Source organism: Microbulbifer maximicatervae (SeqCode) (assembly GCF_052468155.1).
The window spans coordinates 4,968,372-4,983,558 of record NZ_CP174335.1; the positions used below are offsets into that span (position 1 = coordinate 4,968,372).

19 protein-coding genes are annotated in these 15,187 nt (G+C 42.7%); 2 read left to right on the top strand and 17 right to left on the bottom strand.

Annotated features, from left to right (window positions below; genetic code table 11):
- Window positions 1-33: 33 nt before the first annotated feature.
- The 6 genes from ACJJIY_RS21380 to ACJJIY_RS21405 all read right to left on the bottom strand — a co-directional run bounded on the left by ACJJIY_RS21380 (window position 34) and on the right by ACJJIY_RS21405 (window position 4,626).
- A complete protein-coding gene (locus tag ACJJIY_RS21380; protein WP_445355892.1) occupies window positions 34-966 on the bottom strand; it encodes a hypothetical protein in 933 nt (310 codons plus the stop codon).
- A gap of 398 nt (window positions 967-1,364) precedes the next feature.
- Window positions 1,365-1,484 carry a transposase gene (locus ACJJIY_RS21385; RefSeq protein ID WP_444941040.1) on the bottom strand — a complete coding sequence of 40 codons (120 nt, stop codon included), beginning with the start codon at window positions 1,482-1,484 and terminating at the stop codon, window positions 1,365-1,367.
- Between the two features lie 142 nt (window positions 1,485-1,626).
- Window positions 1,627-1,899, bottom strand: coding sequence for a hypothetical protein (locus ACJJIY_RS21390; protein WP_445358786.1), 273 nt, complete (start codon window positions 1,897-1,899; stop codon window positions 1,627-1,629).
- 85 nt (window positions 1,900-1,984) lie between these two features.
- Window positions 1,985-3,763, bottom strand: a complete 1,779-nt coding sequence (locus ACJJIY_RS21395; protein ID WP_445358787.1) for an AIPR family protein — start codon at window positions 3,761-3,763, stop codon at window positions 1,985-1,987.
- Between the two features lie 106 nt (window positions 3,764-3,869).
- Window positions 3,870-4,220: a hypothetical protein gene (locus ACJJIY_RS21400; protein ID WP_445358788.1), complete on the bottom strand. Its 351-nt coding sequence runs from the start codon at window positions 4,218-4,220 to the stop codon at window positions 3,870-3,872.
- A 73-nt stretch (window positions 4,221-4,293) separates the two neighbouring features.
- On the bottom strand, window positions 4,294-4,626 hold the full coding sequence (locus ACJJIY_RS21405) for a hypothetical protein (RefSeq protein WP_445358789.1): 333 nt from the start codon (window positions 4,624-4,626) through the stop codon (window positions 4,294-4,296).
- A 300-nt stretch (window positions 4,627-4,926) separates the two neighbouring features.
- Here ACJJIY_RS21405 and ACJJIY_RS21410 point away from each other — a divergent pair, with 300 nt between their 5' ends.
- Window positions 4,927-5,868 (top strand): IS110 family RNA-guided transposase, encoded by a 942-nt coding sequence (locus tag ACJJIY_RS21410; protein WP_445358790.1) that lies wholly within the window; start codon window positions 4,927-4,929, stop codon window positions 5,866-5,868.
- Here the strand turns inward: ACJJIY_RS21410 and ACJJIY_RS21415 are convergent.
- The 10 genes from ACJJIY_RS21415 to ACJJIY_RS21460 form a co-directional block, all read right to left on the bottom strand.
- A complete protein-coding gene (locus ACJJIY_RS21415) occupies window positions 5,865-6,542 on the bottom strand; it encodes a hypothetical protein (protein WP_445358791.1) in 678 nt (225 codons plus the stop codon). The two genes, ACJJIY_RS21410 and ACJJIY_RS21415, sit on opposite strands and share 4 nt — an antisense overlap.
- A gap of 108 nt (window positions 6,543-6,650) precedes the next feature.
- Window positions 6,651-7,031: a hypothetical protein gene (locus tag ACJJIY_RS21420; protein WP_445358792.1), complete on the bottom strand. Its 381-nt coding sequence runs from the start codon at window positions 7,029-7,031 to the stop codon at window positions 6,651-6,653.
- A gap of 161 nt (window positions 7,032-7,192) precedes the next feature.
- Window positions 7,193-7,585, bottom strand: a complete 393-nt coding sequence (locus ACJJIY_RS21425; protein ID WP_445358793.1) for a hypothetical protein — start codon at window positions 7,583-7,585, stop codon at window positions 7,193-7,195.
- A gap of 98 nt (window positions 7,586-7,683) precedes the next feature.
- Window positions 7,684-8,130 (bottom strand): hypothetical protein, encoded by a 447-nt coding sequence (locus tag ACJJIY_RS21430; RefSeq protein WP_445358794.1) that lies wholly within the window; start codon window positions 8,128-8,130, stop codon window positions 7,684-7,686.
- 57 nt (window positions 8,131-8,187) lie between these two features.
- A complete protein-coding gene (locus ACJJIY_RS21435; protein WP_445358491.1) occupies window positions 8,188-9,537 on the bottom strand; it encodes an IS4 family transposase in 1,350 nt (449 codons plus the stop codon).
- 161 nt (window positions 9,538-9,698) lie between these two features.
- The gene (locus tag ACJJIY_RS21440; protein ID WP_445358795.1) at window positions 9,699-10,520 is read right to left on the bottom strand and encodes a DUF2971 domain-containing protein; all 822 of its coding nucleotides are present in this window, start codon (window positions 10,518-10,520) and stop codon (window positions 9,699-9,701) included.
- Between the two features lie 90 nt (window positions 10,521-10,610).
- A complete protein-coding gene (locus tag ACJJIY_RS21445) occupies window positions 10,611-11,069 on the bottom strand; it encodes a hypothetical protein (RefSeq protein WP_445358796.1) in 459 nt (152 codons plus the stop codon).
- 120 nt (window positions 11,070-11,189) lie between these two features.
- Window positions 11,190-11,609 (bottom strand): hypothetical protein, encoded by a 420-nt coding sequence (locus tag ACJJIY_RS21450; protein ID WP_445358797.1) that lies wholly within the window; start codon window positions 11,607-11,609, stop codon window positions 11,190-11,192.
- Window positions 11,610-11,692: 83 nt separating this feature from the next.
- Window positions 11,693-12,151, bottom strand: a complete 459-nt coding sequence (locus ACJJIY_RS21455) for a hypothetical protein (RefSeq protein ID WP_444911051.1) — start codon at window positions 12,149-12,151, stop codon at window positions 11,693-11,695.
- Window positions 12,152-12,199: 48 nt separating this feature from the next.
- Window positions 12,200-12,547 (bottom strand): hypothetical protein, encoded by a 348-nt coding sequence (locus ACJJIY_RS21460; RefSeq protein ID WP_444913509.1) that lies wholly within the window; start codon window positions 12,545-12,547, stop codon window positions 12,200-12,202.
- 334 nt (window positions 12,548-12,881) lie between these two features.
- Between ACJJIY_RS21460 and ACJJIY_RS21465 the strand changes: the two genes are divergently transcribed.
- The gene (locus tag ACJJIY_RS21465; protein ID WP_444914441.1) at window positions 12,882-13,961 is read left to right on the top strand and encodes an integron integrase; all 1,080 of its coding nucleotides are present in this window, start codon (window positions 12,882-12,884) and stop codon (window positions 13,959-13,961) included.
- A 58-nt stretch (window positions 13,962-14,019) separates the two neighbouring features.
- Here ACJJIY_RS21465 and aroC read toward each other — a convergent pair whose 3' ends face one another.
- Window positions 14,020-15,096, bottom strand: coding sequence for a chorismate synthase (aroC, locus tag ACJJIY_RS21470; RefSeq protein ID WP_108734111.1), 1,077 nt, complete (start codon window positions 15,094-15,096; stop codon window positions 14,020-14,022).
- Between the last annotated feature and the right edge of the window lie 91 nt (window positions 15,097-15,187).

The following is a 15,187-nucleotide window of genomic DNA, read 5'->3' on the forward strand; positions in this document are numbered from 1 at the left end:
ACATCATACACGAGCCTACTATAATGTACCCGACTAAAGTCCCTCACTCATTGTTTCACGACATAATCTTACATACTTATCAGCTTTACAATGAATATATTTATCATCACTGTTTTTTAAAAGAGAAACCAAATCAATAGAAGTATATTTAAACCCAACTGGCCGGCCAATTTCATCGATTAATTTGTTACACAGTACGGCAATACAAGATAATCTAACCCAAAGAATTGGTGTATCCTTGAGACAAAACCCAGACATGACATCAACAAGGGGCGAAAGTTTATTCACAAAATCAACATTCACAAGCTCGTCAGAAAATTCTGAAAAAGACATACATCGCATTATTGACTGACCTTCGTGAACAACTAGAGCATTACCAATATTCGACAGTACATCAAAAAATATATGTTCTTTTTGTGTTTTCCAATTAGCCTTAGGGTGATGGCAAATAACTTTTGAGCCAGACAGCATAACAAACAAAGCTTTCTTAAATTCTAGTAACTTAATCGATGAATCATCTACAGCGAAATCAGCATACGCGACCTTGCTTTCTATAAGCTCTGCAAGACAGAGAAGTCTAGCCAAACGATATATGGTACTTTTACCATAGTGCCCACCCAAATTAATACTATATGGATTTCTTGGCATCTCTGATACCCTGACTTTAAAGTCTCGAGCAGCCAACAAAAGCTGAAATTTTAATGGCCCAATAGCGTGATAAAGACGAGCCCTGGCCTCAAAATTATACTTAATATCTGCGTCATGCTGTTTTAAATATAGTTCAACATCTTTCCTAACCTGACCATCTTGCTCACCTTTAAATGCATCAAGTGATTTTTCAAGCTTAACCCTATGGACTTGCAAATCTTTTTTAAGCCGATGAGAAACAAGTAATTTTGTTAGCCAGACAGCAGTAAAAGAAGAAACCCCCAATGAAGAAATAAATGTAACTATGTCTACTTCCATGACTCAATATTTCCATACTTAATCTAACTAAAGATGCTACCGACGGTAGCATATATCTTATCTTTTATGCTGACCATCAGAGCTTATCATTCATTGTGATAATAAAAAGTCAATAAATCCACAAAGGCCCTTCCAGGCATACCAAAGTGAAAATTTTATCCATTGAAAATCTTTAAACTCTAAGTAGTATAATGACTGATATACCGAGTGTATCAGGTATACCGTTGTACTCTCTTCGTGAATCATATAGGATAGAGGACTTTATCAAGGTAACGTTAAATACGTCCTTTTTATTAGTAAACCTCAGCTATTTATCACTTCGAATATTCAATATGATCCATGCCATTGAATTACACATCAAATAGCCTCTTAAAATAAACTTGCCAGATACAATTTTGCTACGCACTGACGCCTAGCTCTCGCGCCACAGAAGCCGTTGTTGCTCCAGGCTTTTCCGCTTTCTTAACTGCTTCTCTACGGAACTCCTCCGTATACGCCTGAGTTCTTTTCTTACCCATGATACACCTCCGTGTTAGGCCTAAACCTAACTATACAGGGTGTCTACTAAACGTGGGTAAGTCTTGCACCTAACACCGCAGTAAAAGGCGAGCGTCAACGAGTCCAGCCCACGTTTTTTGTGGGCAATTTTTCATTGCCTTGTTATGTGTTTTCATTGCTGCGTACCTTGTTGTAAATCACGGGCACGAAAAAAGCGGCTATTGATACGATAAAGCCTACGCTCATGCCCCATGAACCAAATGGATGGAACACGCCAAAAGATAATAAAGCCACCCATGATGCAACCAAAATAGCCAAAGTAATAACCGTTATTTTAACTCTACTGCTTTTGGTGCCAGCTCCACCGCTAGACCAGAGCACAAGAATGAATGTGGCTAAAGCACTCAAAATAAACAGTGGTATACCTGCACTCATAATTATCTACATGACCTCATGACACATAACGCCTAAAGCAGCGGTGCGGAGCATCCGCTGCCTTTGCTTGTTAGAGCTTTAGTCATCAAACGCTTAGCTCAGCGTCTCCCTGTTTCATCCATCTGCTTTCCATATGCTTTATAACATCTCTATAAAATGAGCCGGATTTAAGAATTGTTGGCCACCCTTTTTCTATTTTCATTTCATTTTTTGCATTGATTATATCGATGAAGGACTTCCAAATTAGCTCTGGCTTTGCTTGCAATGCTTCTATAGTAAGCTCAAACTCAAACCCTAATATTTTTACGTATTTTTCATAAATCAACGCCATCGAAAATACAGTAATCTGTGGAACAGCAGCATCGATATCATTAAATACAGGAGCAACAAATGAGCTTATATTGGTAGAATAAGCGGTTCGCCTCTCCTCCTCGTCTGAATATCGCTTTCTTTTTAGTTTTTTGAATTCATCAACCTCGGTTGACACAATCTTGCTTAGAATAAAGGCATTCCTAAACTTTTCAGCAGTTAAATCAGATTGAAGTATTTTTGAAAAGCTACCACCATCATCGGTAAATATTTTTGCAGGATCCTTTTTAGCGAGCTGAGGGTCACCATAGTAAGTTGCAACGTAAGCTTGCATTCCATCTTTCAATGGAATCACATGAGCTGCTAATGGGGAGCCAAACCTATTTTCCAGATCTTCTATTTCGTCAGGAAGCATCGCCTCAATTTCGCCAGCTCTGCGCTCTAAATAATATCCATGTGTAGTAAGCGAATGTAAGAGCTGTACTATACGTGGGTCATTAGAACGTAGAAACGTATTATCCACTCGGGTTTGATTATTTAAGTTTACTGCTACATTAGCAGCAAAGTCTTTGTTTTTTCCCGTTGTAATTACGCGCACTGCCGTGTGGACGTTATTCTTAAGCGTTCCAAGCTTAAAACACTTATGTAGAATTCGCATTGTCTGCCCACCATTAACAACTTGGGGTCTTTCAAGACTTAGCGCATTGTTAAATGGTTGATAGTTCGCTGAATCACAGATTAACGAAATTCCGTTATTATAATGAAAGAAGTTCTTTGACTCTGTTTCACTAGATGCTGTCTGAGTAATTGCTAGATTTGTTCCTTTGTCTCCCTCAAACATACGGACATTTTGCTGAAGCAAACTCTCTCCATGTGATTCGTATAGTTGGGCTAGATATTCTCCACTTAAGTCGAAAAGATAGGTTTCGTGATCTCCAATTTTTGTCATGTAAGGAGGGCGAACCAAATTAAAATCGATAGTTGCATCAAGAGTAGGTAGATGCGCTGCATAAAACCTATTATGAAGATCACTAAGACTTATGTATTCCCACTGAAATAGATCTTTCGCTGCGCCGCTGTTGCTCTCACAAAAACTAGAAAGTTTCACTTTTGCATCTTCTGGAAGTTCTGCAAGGCTTGAAGACGCTATAACTACCCTATAGCCGGTGGGAGTGAAAGAATAGATTTCATCTAGTCTAGAAAGCAGCTCTGGATTCGCTATTTCATTGTGTTTGCGACTCAAGATTAAGCTAAGGCCAGATAACATTTTATCAATTTCGCTGGCGCCAACGGATTTATCTATCGAGGATGGGTTCTTAAATTGATAAAAAACAACCTTTTCATCCTGTATTTCAATAGCATCAATACCAAGATCTCCGCTACCGTCACAGATTTGATCTTTTGATTCAATACTGGTCATAGCTCTAATGTTTCTAAAATACCAATATGCGAATCCATACCCTTCGTTTTCGAAAGATTCATCTGCAACAAATGCTTTGATCTGATTGTTGAGCTGCTCTTTAAATAAACTAAGTATTTCTGTAACGTTACTCATACGATTCCTTGTTCTACGCTTCTATATAAGACGGCTTGAATTCGATATTGCTCTAACGCCCGCGGAGGCCCGAAGGGCCGCAGCAAACTTCTTGCGCTTGTTAAATTCACTCCTCTCTAGTACGAACCCACTGAGACTTCATTGATGTTCTTGTGGCGCTCCAGCCAGGAGGTAAATCTGCGATTGAATACAAAGTAGGATCAAGCGATGTGATCTCGCCCATACTCATAATCATTAGATCTTCTGATTTATTAGTGGTACCGCATGTGAACGCCCATGAATCATCATCCGCGTAGTGCACTACCATTAATACTGGGAGTGAATCCTTAACGACCTGCTTGGTCGTTATCGCGGCAACATTCTTTGCTTGATCAAATGGCCAATCCAATTTCTCTACTCCACTTGCGGACAACGAACAACAAAGCATTGCCAGAAATGTAATTAATTGCTTTTTCATATCCGGAACTTAACACCCAAAGCAACGGTGCGCGTTAGCGTGTCCAGCCTGCAAGGCGATGTTGGTTTGCTTGTTATGTGTTGCACTTTTGAACCGCCATAGAAAAAGCCTGTTTGCTAGCATTAACAATATCGCTTTCTTTTTCTTCGCAGGAAATCCAATGGGCAATGCTTGACAATGAAAAGCACTTGTCTGACTTTGTTTCTAATTCTCTGAGTGCTTGAAACACCCTATGCATTATTTCGTTGGAATCGCGTAGTAAACGAGGCTTGTCTACGCCTGGCCCCTGAAATTCGTACGCATCTCTAGCCATAACCGTTAATTGGTGGCCATATGTGAGTAGAAGTACGGACTTCTGATGGCTATCAAGCTTATCAATTTCTTTTTGTATAGTTTCAGTGTTCATTACTAATTACACATAACGCCTGCCGCACAGGCGAGCAACTTGTTGCGAGTCCAGTGCGCGATTGTGCCGGCACTTGTATGGTTGTTCTTGCCTGATTCTGATGTTGAAAATCCTTTTCGCTAACGGGTAAATTGAGACCCACCTTCGGCGGCCACCGAAGGCCTTGTTTGTCACAGTTCGTTGCTGCGCCTGTTTATAAAGACTGTTAACAAGTAGGAAAGTGACAGACACTCACTAGGCATAACTCGAATAGTCATGTGGGCCTCGAGCCCGAATAGCAAGGCGGAGATAGCTTATCTTATGGAACCTCAAGAGATCAATGTCGGTATCGATACCAGCAGTAAACAACTCGATATTTATGTGAGACCTACTGGCCAATTCTTTAGTGTTGCCAATGATAAAAATGGCATTAAGAATGCCATTAAACAATTACAACCTCTTAAACCTCAAAGAGTATTAATAGAGTCTACAGGAAGACTCGAATTAGAGTTTGTTTGCGCCGCTAACAAAGCAGGATTACCTGTTGTTGTTTGCAACCCTTCACAGATAAGGAGCTTCGCTAAATCCACAGGGCGACTCGCCAAAACTGACAAGCTAGATGCAATGGATATTGCACATTTTGGTGAGGCCATGAAGCCAAGACTATCGGAGCTAAAGCCAGAAAAGCTTAGGGAGATCAGTGACTTACTGGCGGTAAGAAGTCAGTGTTTAGAGATGAGCACAATGCAAAAGAATCGGCTTCAGAGAATGCCGAAATCAGTACACAAACCTATACAGACCATTCTAAACACCATCAAAAAAGAGCTACAAGGTATCGACAAGCAACTGGATAAACTGGTTAACAGTGTGTCTGAGTGGCGGCAAAGGCGCGACCTATTGTTGAGTGCTAAAGGGGTCGGAAATGTATTGGCTTATACGTTGATGAGTGAACTTCCCGAGCTAGGAAAATTGAACCGTAAAGAAATCGCTGCACTTGTCGGTATCGCCCCGATGAACCGTGATAGCGGCAGCTTCCAGGGAAAGAGATATATTCGGGGTGGAAGGCATCGTGTACGAACGGTTTTGTTTGTTTCCATAATGTCGGCTATACAGCATCATCCCAAACTAAAGCCGATGTACAAGCGATTGGTCGACGCTGGCAAACCTAAAAAGGTCGCTCTGATTGCCTGCATGAGAAAGCAGATTACGATCCTGAATACGATGGTGAAAAATAACACCTACTGGGATGAAAGTATGGCTTAATAACTTGACGAACAACCATAGTCACTTGTTATGTGCGTTCCGGGCCCCAGAACTTGAGCTTCTCCCCTATCAATTTTTGAATTAGAGGAGAAGTAGACTTTATCTAGCGCAATACATGTATTCAGAGAAAGTACAGCCATTAGCTTCACCTTGGAACCCTGGTAGCTATTAACATAGGGATAGTGATCGTGCACGCCCAATCCTTTGAGCGATGGATAGATCGCCACCCATATATCATGAATTTTTCTATGCTCACCAATGAACTCTTGAACTACACGCTTTCCAAGATCTGATCTGAGCTCTGCTTCACTCAATGCTGAAAATCTTCGAAGCAACTCTCTCACCGATTCAGTTTTTTCGCTTTCATCATTCAGATAATGATCGAGCTGTTCTATATAAAAGTTTAACTCTTCCTGACTCTTTTGAATAAATGACTGGTCGAAATGAAATTTATTCATCGTATATTGGGAGAAAAATTGGCCAACCAAGATAATGAAGGCTAGAAGAGCAATAATCGGTGAATAGATACCAGATAATGCTGAACCCATTTCCGCCCACTCACCATGATTCTCCCAAATACCGAAGCCAAATTGGTATGCATAAAGTGCAAGCGGCATGCAGAACAAGATCACCAAGAAAATTATGGAGCCCACTATTTTTGCCGTTCTACTCATCTGATTCTCTCTTGCACATAACGCTTTGCTAAACGGCAGCCGAAACGTAGTGTAGGCTGTCCGGTGGAGGCCACGCCTTTTGTGGCCGGAACGAATTTGAGCAACTTGTTAGCTTTGTGCTCCATAAAACAACGCCTTATCTTCAAAAGGCTCCTCATAAGCATTCAGGATATTGGATATCACTGCCGTACTGCGCCAGTCGTTTTTGTCGTGAGCAACTTTTAGTTTTTCTTGCAGATAATCTTTATACTTGGGAAGCTTTAAATGGTACATACAAACTTGGGCAAGCTCCCAGGTGCATTCATGATGATGCTCAAAGTCATCAATGAATGCTTTTTCTACGTTACCCTTCTCCATCGAGTTTGCTCGGTATAACTCAACAATCTGCTCACAATACGGAACCAAGCAAGGCGTTCCAGCGGAATCTGAATGGCCAAAAGCTTCTTCTGACTCTCTAAATATTTTTCTTAATCTATCCGTTAACTTCATTTTCTAAATACTTGGTGAGCTAACACCGCGAGCAGCGGCAGATTGCTTTGGGCGCTTTATGCGCGAAAATGGGAGCGAAGCGACTTGCGCATAAAGTGCACAAAGTAAGCTGTCTGGCGGAGGCCCGCAGGGCCGGAACGAACTGCCTCGCCTTGTTAAATTTATTCTCCATCAGCCCCAGAATCAGAGATACCGTCTCCTGCAGCCAGCATTCTTTTGGGGGCTTTCCCTACTAGCCACAATATATTACAGCTGCTGCAGAATTGGTAAAACGGAGTGCCAGGCTCTTTTCCATGTGGCTCTATTCTTCCTATACGAACCAAGCAATCTGGACAATTAAATCGCTTAAACCTGAAATTATTGATGCCCGAAATCATTGAAAAGAAAGACACCAATAGAAGAACAACGCCAGCTATAAACTTGCCCGCTTCTTGTGGGCCAAAATGAGAGTACAACTTTCCTAGCATGAAAAAATGTAGCGCTCCCAATATAACTATTGTGAGCAAAATTCTGGCGTTACTCTTGTTAGCAGTTTTTATCAGTGGTTTGGTCATATTGAAATTTAACGCCTCAAACACCGGCTTGGTGAAGTTGGCGGCTTTTTTGGAACAAAAAAGGTGACAGCTTTACCAAGCCCGAGTGCTTTGACTTGTTACGTGTTGACCGTACCAACGCCGACTGTTGAAAAATATAAACCTTCTTCATCATTTGCCTCATTTGATTGCCGCCAAAGCCACAGACCGAGACTTGGGATCTCATAGGTATAGCCATCATCTTCTGTTTCTGGCTTGAGACCAGTTGTACTCTCTATTTTTAAAAGCGCTTCAGGGACCGATAGATTAAGGATGTTTTCGCCAGAAAACATAGCCTCGAAGCTACAACCGCGAGATAGCTCGATACTTTCTACTTTTGGCTCATCGCCTTCGTAGAATATTTGAAAGCCTGCCTCATAAAACGAATCAGTTGGATGCTGACTAATTCGTGTTTTCATAAAGCTATTCGGTTCGAGGCCCATGCTTGCAATTGCAGAAGTACGGTCCATACCTAATTTAACAGGGCCAATTCCAATTTTCGGTTGTACTTCAAATTTTGGATTCACCTAAATATCTCACTCGATCTCGATGACACGTAACGCTCAGCCTGTGTTTTATACACATTATTTAAGTCCATTTAAAACCTCTGCTGCTTCAACATAATGGAGCAACTTAGCATATCCTTGCCAAACAGTTTTAACCCCTGGCTCGCCATCGCCTTTACGCCCTAGAAATCCTCCTAGACCTGCCAGCATACGCGTTATATCTCTCATGCTTGGAGGTATATTCGGTGGGGAACTTTTATCTCGCATCATCCATACCATGCGCCATTCTTTTTCAGAGTAAGCACTCGTACATGGTTCATCAGGAAGACTTTTTGCTTGTGTAGTTATCGAATGTAGTCGCCATCCAATAATCATATAGATCGCAATACAGTTCAACATTCGCTGCTCTGTTCTAAAACGATTACTTTCTATCTGGCATCCGCCTTTTACCACCCGAAAATAGGTTTCAATTTCCCACCGGCTTCGATACCACTCAATGATGACTCTCGCCTGCTTATAGTCTTCAACTGGAAGATCAGTTAACAGCATCCACTCAATGCCTTTTTCACCCTCTGGTGGGTTTAATTCCTTAGCCAATACAGCATAGAGAGAAAGTGGTCGTTTAGATTTTCCTTTTCCAAGTAGCCGTATCTCAGTAGTGGATACGCTGACTTTGGCTTTTCTTCCAGGTTCCCCATTCCGTTTGGGAATGTCTACCGCGTATAGACCAATAGATTTCTGCTCGTTCATATGATCCCAAAGCAAAACCGTTTCTTCTCCATCGAGCTCTAAAGTGCGATTGGCCTTAGCTCGAACGATATAGCTCGCCCGCCGCTGTTCACTTTGCTCTTCAGCCAGCTGAAACCACTCATGAATATCACCCTCTCTATCAGCAATACTCACAATTGTGCTTTCAGGGCAGTGCTCTTGTATCTGACAAGCCGTTTCGTAATGGTCTAGCCAGCGTCGACTCTCCTTATCCTTTATCGACTTGGTATAGCGGGAATTAGAACTTGATTCCTTATCTCTCTGCCACATACTACCTTCAACAACACCCAAATTAACTCTGGATGGTGTTATCGCGATGGAGGTGTGCAAGAGTTGTTGGTTGGTCTCTTTACGCCTAAGAGTTCCCATCTCTTTACTTTCTAGGTCAGTGGCAAAATTTAGAAAGGTAGTATCTTGTGGGATAAGAACAACAGGCTGCGCTTTGATTCTCTCAAGAGTTGCCGATTTATGACCGCTCATAATAGAGTCAAAGTTGACTTTATCATTTTCTATAAAGCGATAAGCTGCAAACGTTTCTGCCCAAGTTTTGTTTGCACAAGGAATGCTATTGTTTGGGTCTGAACTTAAATTACTGAGAATATTAGACAAGCGCTTATTCAAGCGTGTATCACCCATAACCTGATTTTTTACTTCGTCCATGACCCAGTCCTGCATAATAATCCAGCCAAATCTGTAGTTCTTACTGGGCTAAACTGTAACTTATTGATTTACATAATAAAACTTAAAAAAACTTGTGTATAAAACTTAGCGCTCAGCTAAGGGGCGAAGTGCGCAGCACTTTGTCCCGCTTGAGCGTCTTGTTAGGTGCTTTGCACTGCTTCAAACTCAATTTTATATTCCCTTTTTGACATCGCAGCTCTATATACTGGCTTGTCAATATTATTGCTATCTAAAGCTGCTTCTATCTTTTTTTGCGTATCCGGTGAGCAGTTATAGCCCAAGTACACTGATGATATGGCTTCCTTAGGAAAACTAGTCAATATGATATCCATTTCGTATTCATCTTTTCCGATAGATGAATTTTTATCTATATGGGTAAGAAATAAACGCTCTTCTTCTTCGTAGGCCCATTCTAGTGGCTTTTCACATAACAGCTTTTGATACCAGTTGTGGTGTTTTTCACTTACGTAAGATCTTTTTTCTGTATATATTACAGGCCTAGGCCTCACTATATTTCCTTTAAGGTCATGCTGCCTGAAAAAGTCATGGCTTTCATCAAAAGCAATAACGTACCCCGTGCTACTGCCCGTATAGTGAGACCACATTAGTAAGCTAGTATTTGATCTCGATAGTGATAGAACTCCAAGGTTATCACTAATGATGTCCATTAGTCCTTGGCCAACTACTGATGGTTCCATGGCAGATCGTGCCCCATCATAAACTGCCTGCCTATTTTCCTCTAGTAGCTGTTTATTCTCAGGAGTCCTTTCAGATATAGGAGTTCTTTCCCAAATTTGATCAAGCTCTTTTAAAAGATCCTCTACAGCAGTCTCAACCTTATCTTCGATATCTATTAACGGCAAAGACTCAAAAGGATCATTGAGTGATCTAAGCGGAGAAAACCGTATCTTTAGATTTTCTAAAACATCAACTCTCTCTTTCGGAAGATACTTAAATAACACTCATACTCCTTGTGCACCTAACGCCCGCATTTGGGGCGGCTGAAGCGCAGCGTAAGCCGTCCCAGCCCGAAGGGCGACAACATGCGCTTGTTATACGCCGAACTTTGCAACAGCGTGCTCATAAACGGGCCTGTATTTACTAAATATTGGTAGCACATGCTTAACCGCTTCTTTCTCTGCTTGGTCGTGCCAGCCAAAATAGTCTTCAGCTATATATAGTTTCTGCAGTTCTTCTTCGGGCAACCCTAAGTCAAGGTCAAAGAGAATTCGTGCTATAGCATCGTACAAAGACAATTGTTCTTTTGAATATTTACTCGCAGCTTCTCCTGCAATAAAGTCTTGACTTGGCTCTCCATAAACTTGGAATTCGCTGCTTATTAACTCAAGTATCTCAGAAACATCCGCTGCCAAAGATATGCTCTCAATAAATGGATCAACACCTTCATCGGTGTGTTGGGAGTACGCCCACTCAATAGCTTTCTCGTAAGACATTACATGCTTCTTCAAGAGATAGCTGAGAACATTGTATTCGGCTGCACTGTATTTCATATTGGTTGCGTATAACGCCGCAATCAGCAGCGGCTTACTTTGTGTGCATTTTGCACGAAAATAGGAGCGCAACGACCGTGCAAAAAGTGCACAAAGTAAGACGTCGGCTGCATTGCTTTGTTAAATTGGTCTTGGCACCGTGATCTCTACTGGCTGATTGAACTTGGCCAACTCCCGGGACTCGATGATTGAACCGCGATGTATGAATGTGCAATACACCTTCCAGTGTTCATTGCCACCCCAAGTAAATGGCCCGAATTCCTTATAGGTCCCGCCCATCTCGTACCCACCATGTGATAGCTTTAACAATCCAGTTTGGTCGGACTTTTGGTAGGTTTCATTAATTTCTTGGGCAATTTTTTCACTTGGCCACACCCCATTTCCGTTACAACTAGCACCTACTCCGGCAACGGGATTTGCATCTTGATCTTTAAAAGTAATTTCGTAGCTTTTAGAGGGGGTGAATCCATCCCAGGTTACAGTGGTAACACAGCCAGAAAGCATAAAAATACAAGTAATAAGTGCAGATTTTGGCTTCATAATTTAACGTCGCCATAAAAGGCGAGCAACTTGTTGCGAGTCCAGCGCTGAAAGCGCGATTTTTGATGGCTTTGTTAGAAATTCTATTCTCCACCAAAATCGTAAGTATCGTAGCAAAACTGCGTACCTTCCGAACTAGAAAGCGCAACAACATCGTAATTGTCGATCTTATGACCCACGCAGATGATAGACTGCTCGATAGACCAATTTATCACTATAAATTTGTTTTTTGCTTCCGGCATACGTTCCAGCTCTACATACCACTGCATTTGATCTTTTTCTTCGTAATACCAATTTGAGTGGCTAAATAGTAATACCGAAATGGTCTTTTCATCTATAGAGCCATAGATTGGCTTAATGTTTGTAACCTCATACTCTCTCCACCAACCCATTTGCATACACTCATCTTCCGGGGCGCATGTCTCACCTTCAGAATAGTTCGAAGACTTGACAGATATAGGTGTTACAAGAGCTGATAGATCTACAGAAAATACCGCATCACTTAGGAGAACTAGAATTAGTGTTATTGGTATAAATTTCATATATTTCTAACGCCGTGCACAAAGTAAGATGTCAGCTGCCGCACCTTGTTATGTGGGTCTCAGGTATTTCTTGCCTACGAAGTAACAAACTATCATTGATATGAGTATGGATGAAACACACCAGGCAAAAACCCTACTGTAGTACTCAAGGCCACTAAAGAGCAAAAAACCATTAGGCACGAGTGCTATGAACATGCCAACCGGCATTGGAGCAAGTAAGACGGCCGAAAGTGGAACAAAAAGCAACAGTTTTATTGCCATATTCCACTGCACGCTTCTGATTTTCTTTGCATAAAAGTAGAGAGCGATTATCAATGGTGTGGACAACAACAACCAAAATGGAATACGCACAAGTAATTGCCAAGCTTGATCAATCATTTGTATCGCGATGTCCATATGCTCTATTTCCTGCTCACATAACAGTTAATTCAAAAGAAGCGTCTTTATATCACCCTTCTATATAATTCTACTCACTTCTTTCAAGATAACCTCAAAAACCCAATAATATCAAAAAGTTAAGAAATTTGGCATATTTCTCAACAGGTAGATATATAGCAGGCGCTATATATCTACCTGCTTTTTCTGCTCTTTATAACATTACCGACCCTATAAAAATCAAAGAGATAGATCGCCACCCCCCAGAAATAGGAGAAGCTTCTCTTGAATTCTGATATTGACAGCAGGACAAAAGAGTAAATACTGTATATAAAAACAGTCTAAGAGCAATATCATGGACGACATTCGCCACAAAATCCCAGGTAAGCCTGAACGATTTATGGACAATCTGCGATTTCACATTCGAAAGCAGGGACTATCGTACCGAACAGAGCAAACTTACACCCATTGGGTTAAACGTTTCATTCATTTCAATAAAAAGAAGCACCCTGACGATATGGGAGCTGTTGAGATTGAGACGTTTCTCTCTCACCTTGCAGTTCAGGGTCTTTGCTCCGCAAATACACAGAGAATAGCTCTGAACGCTTTGATATATCTGTACAAGAGATTCTTAGGTAGGGATATTCAGGCTCTGGACTTTAAACTGGCAAAACAACAAAAGTACTTGCCCGTGGTTTATAGCCGTAGAGAAATATCAGCAATTTTGGATCACCTTGAAGGCACCTACAGATTACAGGTTGAGCTAATGTACGGTAGTGGCCTTCGCAGCGCCGAACTGCTTTCTTTGCGTATAAAGGATATAGACTTCGACAGCAATAATATTTTTGTTCGAGGTGGTAAGGGGGATAAGGATCGCACTACGATATTACCTAACGGGTTAATTGTGCAGCTACATAGGCAGGTAGAGACTGTTTCCCTATTACACCAACAAGATATTTTGGCTGGTTTTGGTTCGGTTTATTTACCTAACGCTTTGGAAAGAAAGTATCCAAGTGCAAGCCGACAACTGGCTTGGCAATACCTTTTCCCTTCCAGCACCATCGGCCAATGTCCTCGCTCCGGTGAAAACAGAAGGCACCATATGCACGCGTCAACTTTAGCGCGCCAGGTTCGTATAGCTGTCAAGCTAGCGGGAGTCAACAAGCCGGCTCGTTGCCATGCATTTCGCCATAGCTTTGCGACTCACTTGCTCGAAGCGGGTTATGACTTGCGTACGATTCAGGAGTTGCTAGGGCATTCGGATGTTAGTACTACTGAAATTTATACCCATGTCGTAAATCGGGGAAATAAAGGCGTTTTAAGCCCCTCAGATCGACTGCGCAACATTAATAAAATTGAGGAGGATGGAGCTAACTATTTTGTTGGGAGTAAAGTTGGGGAAGTACAGGGGCTTAGCTTATTGGCTGCATCTTAGTAGTGCGGAGACCGGATACCGGCTCCCGCCGGTATCTAATAGAAAAAAGCCGATCGAATTATCCCGGTGTTACATCGCCATTCTGCGCGCGATGGCGCAGTGCGTGATCGATCAGAACCAGGGCCATCATGGCCTCTGCGATAGGCGTTGCTCGAATACCAACACAGGGGTCGTGGCGGCCTTTGGTAACGACTTCAATGGGATTGCCGGAGCGGTCAACGCTGCGGCCGGGAATACGCAGACTGGAAGTCGGCTTCAGGGCGATATGAGCAATGATATCCTGGCCACTGGAAATACCACCCAACACACCACCGGCATTATTCGACAGGAACCCCTCTTCTGGAGTGATCTCATCTCGGTGCTCAGTGCCCTTTTGCTCCACGCTGTCAAAGCCAGCTCCAATTTCCACGCCTTTTACCGCGTTAATGCTCATTAAGCCGTGGGCCAGATCTGCATCCAGGCGATCAAAAATAGGTTCACCCAGTCCGGCTGGGACGCCGCTGGCGTGTACTGAGATACGCGCACCAATGGAGTTCCCCTCTTTGATCAGCTCCTGCATATAGGTCTCCATTTCGGGGACCCGATCAGCATCCGGGCAAAAGAAGGGGTTTTGCTCTACTTGGTCCCAATCCAGCTTTTGTACTTTGATCGGGCCCAATTGCGAGAGATAACCGCGCACTTCAATGCCATATTTTTGTTTTAGCCATTTTTTGGCGATGGCCCCAGCGGCAACCCGCATGGCAGTTTCACGGGCGGAGGATCGACCACCCCCACGGTAGTCGCGAATGCCGTATTTTTGCCAATAGGTGAAATCGGCATGGGCTGGCCTTACCTGTTCAGCGATATTGCTGTAGTCCTTGGAGCGCTGGTCGGTATTTTCAATCAACAGACCAATGGGCGTGCCGGTGGTTTTTCCTTCGAAAACACCGGAAAGGATTTTTACCTGGTCGGGTTCGCGGCGCTGGGTGGTATAGCGGGAAGTGCCGGGCTTGCGGCGGTCCAGCTCTCGCTGAATTTCTTCTTCACTAATCTCCAGACCCGGAGGGCATCCATCGACGATACAACCGAGCGCGGGGCCGTGGCTTTCGCCAAAGGTGGTGACACAAAACAGCTTGCCAAAGGTATTGCCCGACATAGACGACTTTTCCAGCTAGTAGGTAGTAAAACAGGATGGCCCACAATAGGGGCGCGCATTATAAATGATCTGCCCGCCCCAGTGCGCAGAC

Excerpts from the sequence above, each read along its gene's own strand:
- ACJJIY_RS21455 (WP_444911051.1), bottom strand. The coding sequence starts at position 12,151 with ATGAAATTTATACCAATAACACTAATTCTAGTTCTCCTAAGTGATGCG.
- ACJJIY_RS21420 (WP_445358792.1), bottom strand. The coding sequence starts at position 7,031 with ATGAAGTTAACGGATAGATTAAGAAAAATATTTAGAGAGTCAGAAGAA.
- aroC (WP_108734111.1), bottom strand. The coding sequence starts at position 15,096 with ATGTCGGGCAATACCTTTGGCAAGCTGTTTTGTGTCACCACCTTTGGC.
- ACJJIY_RS21410 (WP_445358790.1), top strand. The coding sequence starts at position 4,927 with ATGGAACCTCAAGAGATCAATGTCGGTATCGATACCAGCAGTAAACAA.
- ACJJIY_RS21385 (WP_444941040.1), bottom strand. The coding sequence starts at position 1,484 with ATGGGTAAGAAAAGAACTCAGGCGTATACGGAGGAGTTCCGTAGAGAA.
- ACJJIY_RS21390 (WP_445358786.1), bottom strand. The coding sequence starts at position 1,899 with ATGAGTGCAGGTATACCACTGTTTATTTTGAGTGCTTTAGCCACATTC.
- ACJJIY_RS21445 (WP_445358796.1), bottom strand. The coding sequence starts at position 11,069 with ATGAAATACAGTGCAGCCGAATACAATGTTCTCAGCTATCTCTTGAAG.
- ACJJIY_RS21380 (WP_445355892.1), bottom strand. The coding sequence starts at position 966 with ATGGAAGTAGACATAGTTACATTTATTTCTTCATTGGGGGTTTCTTCT.
- ACJJIY_RS21450 (WP_445358797.1), bottom strand. The coding sequence starts at position 11,609 with ATGAAGCCAAAATCTGCACTTATTACTTGTATTTTTATGCTTTCTGGC.
- ACJJIY_RS21405 (WP_445358789.1), bottom strand. The coding sequence starts at position 4,626 with ATGAACACTGAAACTATACAAAAAGAAATTGATAAGCTTGATAGCCAT.
- ACJJIY_RS21435 (WP_445358491.1), bottom strand. The coding sequence starts at position 9,537 with ATGGACGAAGTAAAAAATCAGGTTATGGGTGATACACGCTTGAATAAG.
- ACJJIY_RS21425 (WP_445358793.1), bottom strand. The coding sequence starts at position 7,585 with ATGACCAAACCACTGATAAAAACTGCTAACAAGAGTAACGCCAGAATT.
- ACJJIY_RS21460 (WP_444913509.1), bottom strand. The coding sequence starts at position 12,547 with ATGGACATCGCGATACAAATGATTGATCAAGCTTGGCAATTACTTGTG.
- ACJJIY_RS21465 (WP_444914441.1), top strand. The coding sequence starts at position 12,882 with ATGGACGACATTCGCCACAAAATCCCAGGTAAGCCTGAACGATTTATG.
- ACJJIY_RS21415 (WP_445358791.1), bottom strand. The coding sequence starts at position 6,542 with ATGAGTAGAACGGCAAAAATAGTGGGCTCCATAATTTTCTTGGTGATC.
- ACJJIY_RS21395 (WP_445358787.1), bottom strand. The coding sequence starts at position 3,763 with ATGAGTAACGTTACAGAAATACTTAGTTTATTTAAAGAGCAGCTCAAC.
- ACJJIY_RS21400 (WP_445358788.1), bottom strand. The coding sequence starts at position 4,220 with ATGAAAAAGCAATTAATTACATTTCTGGCAATGCTTTGTTGTTCGTTG.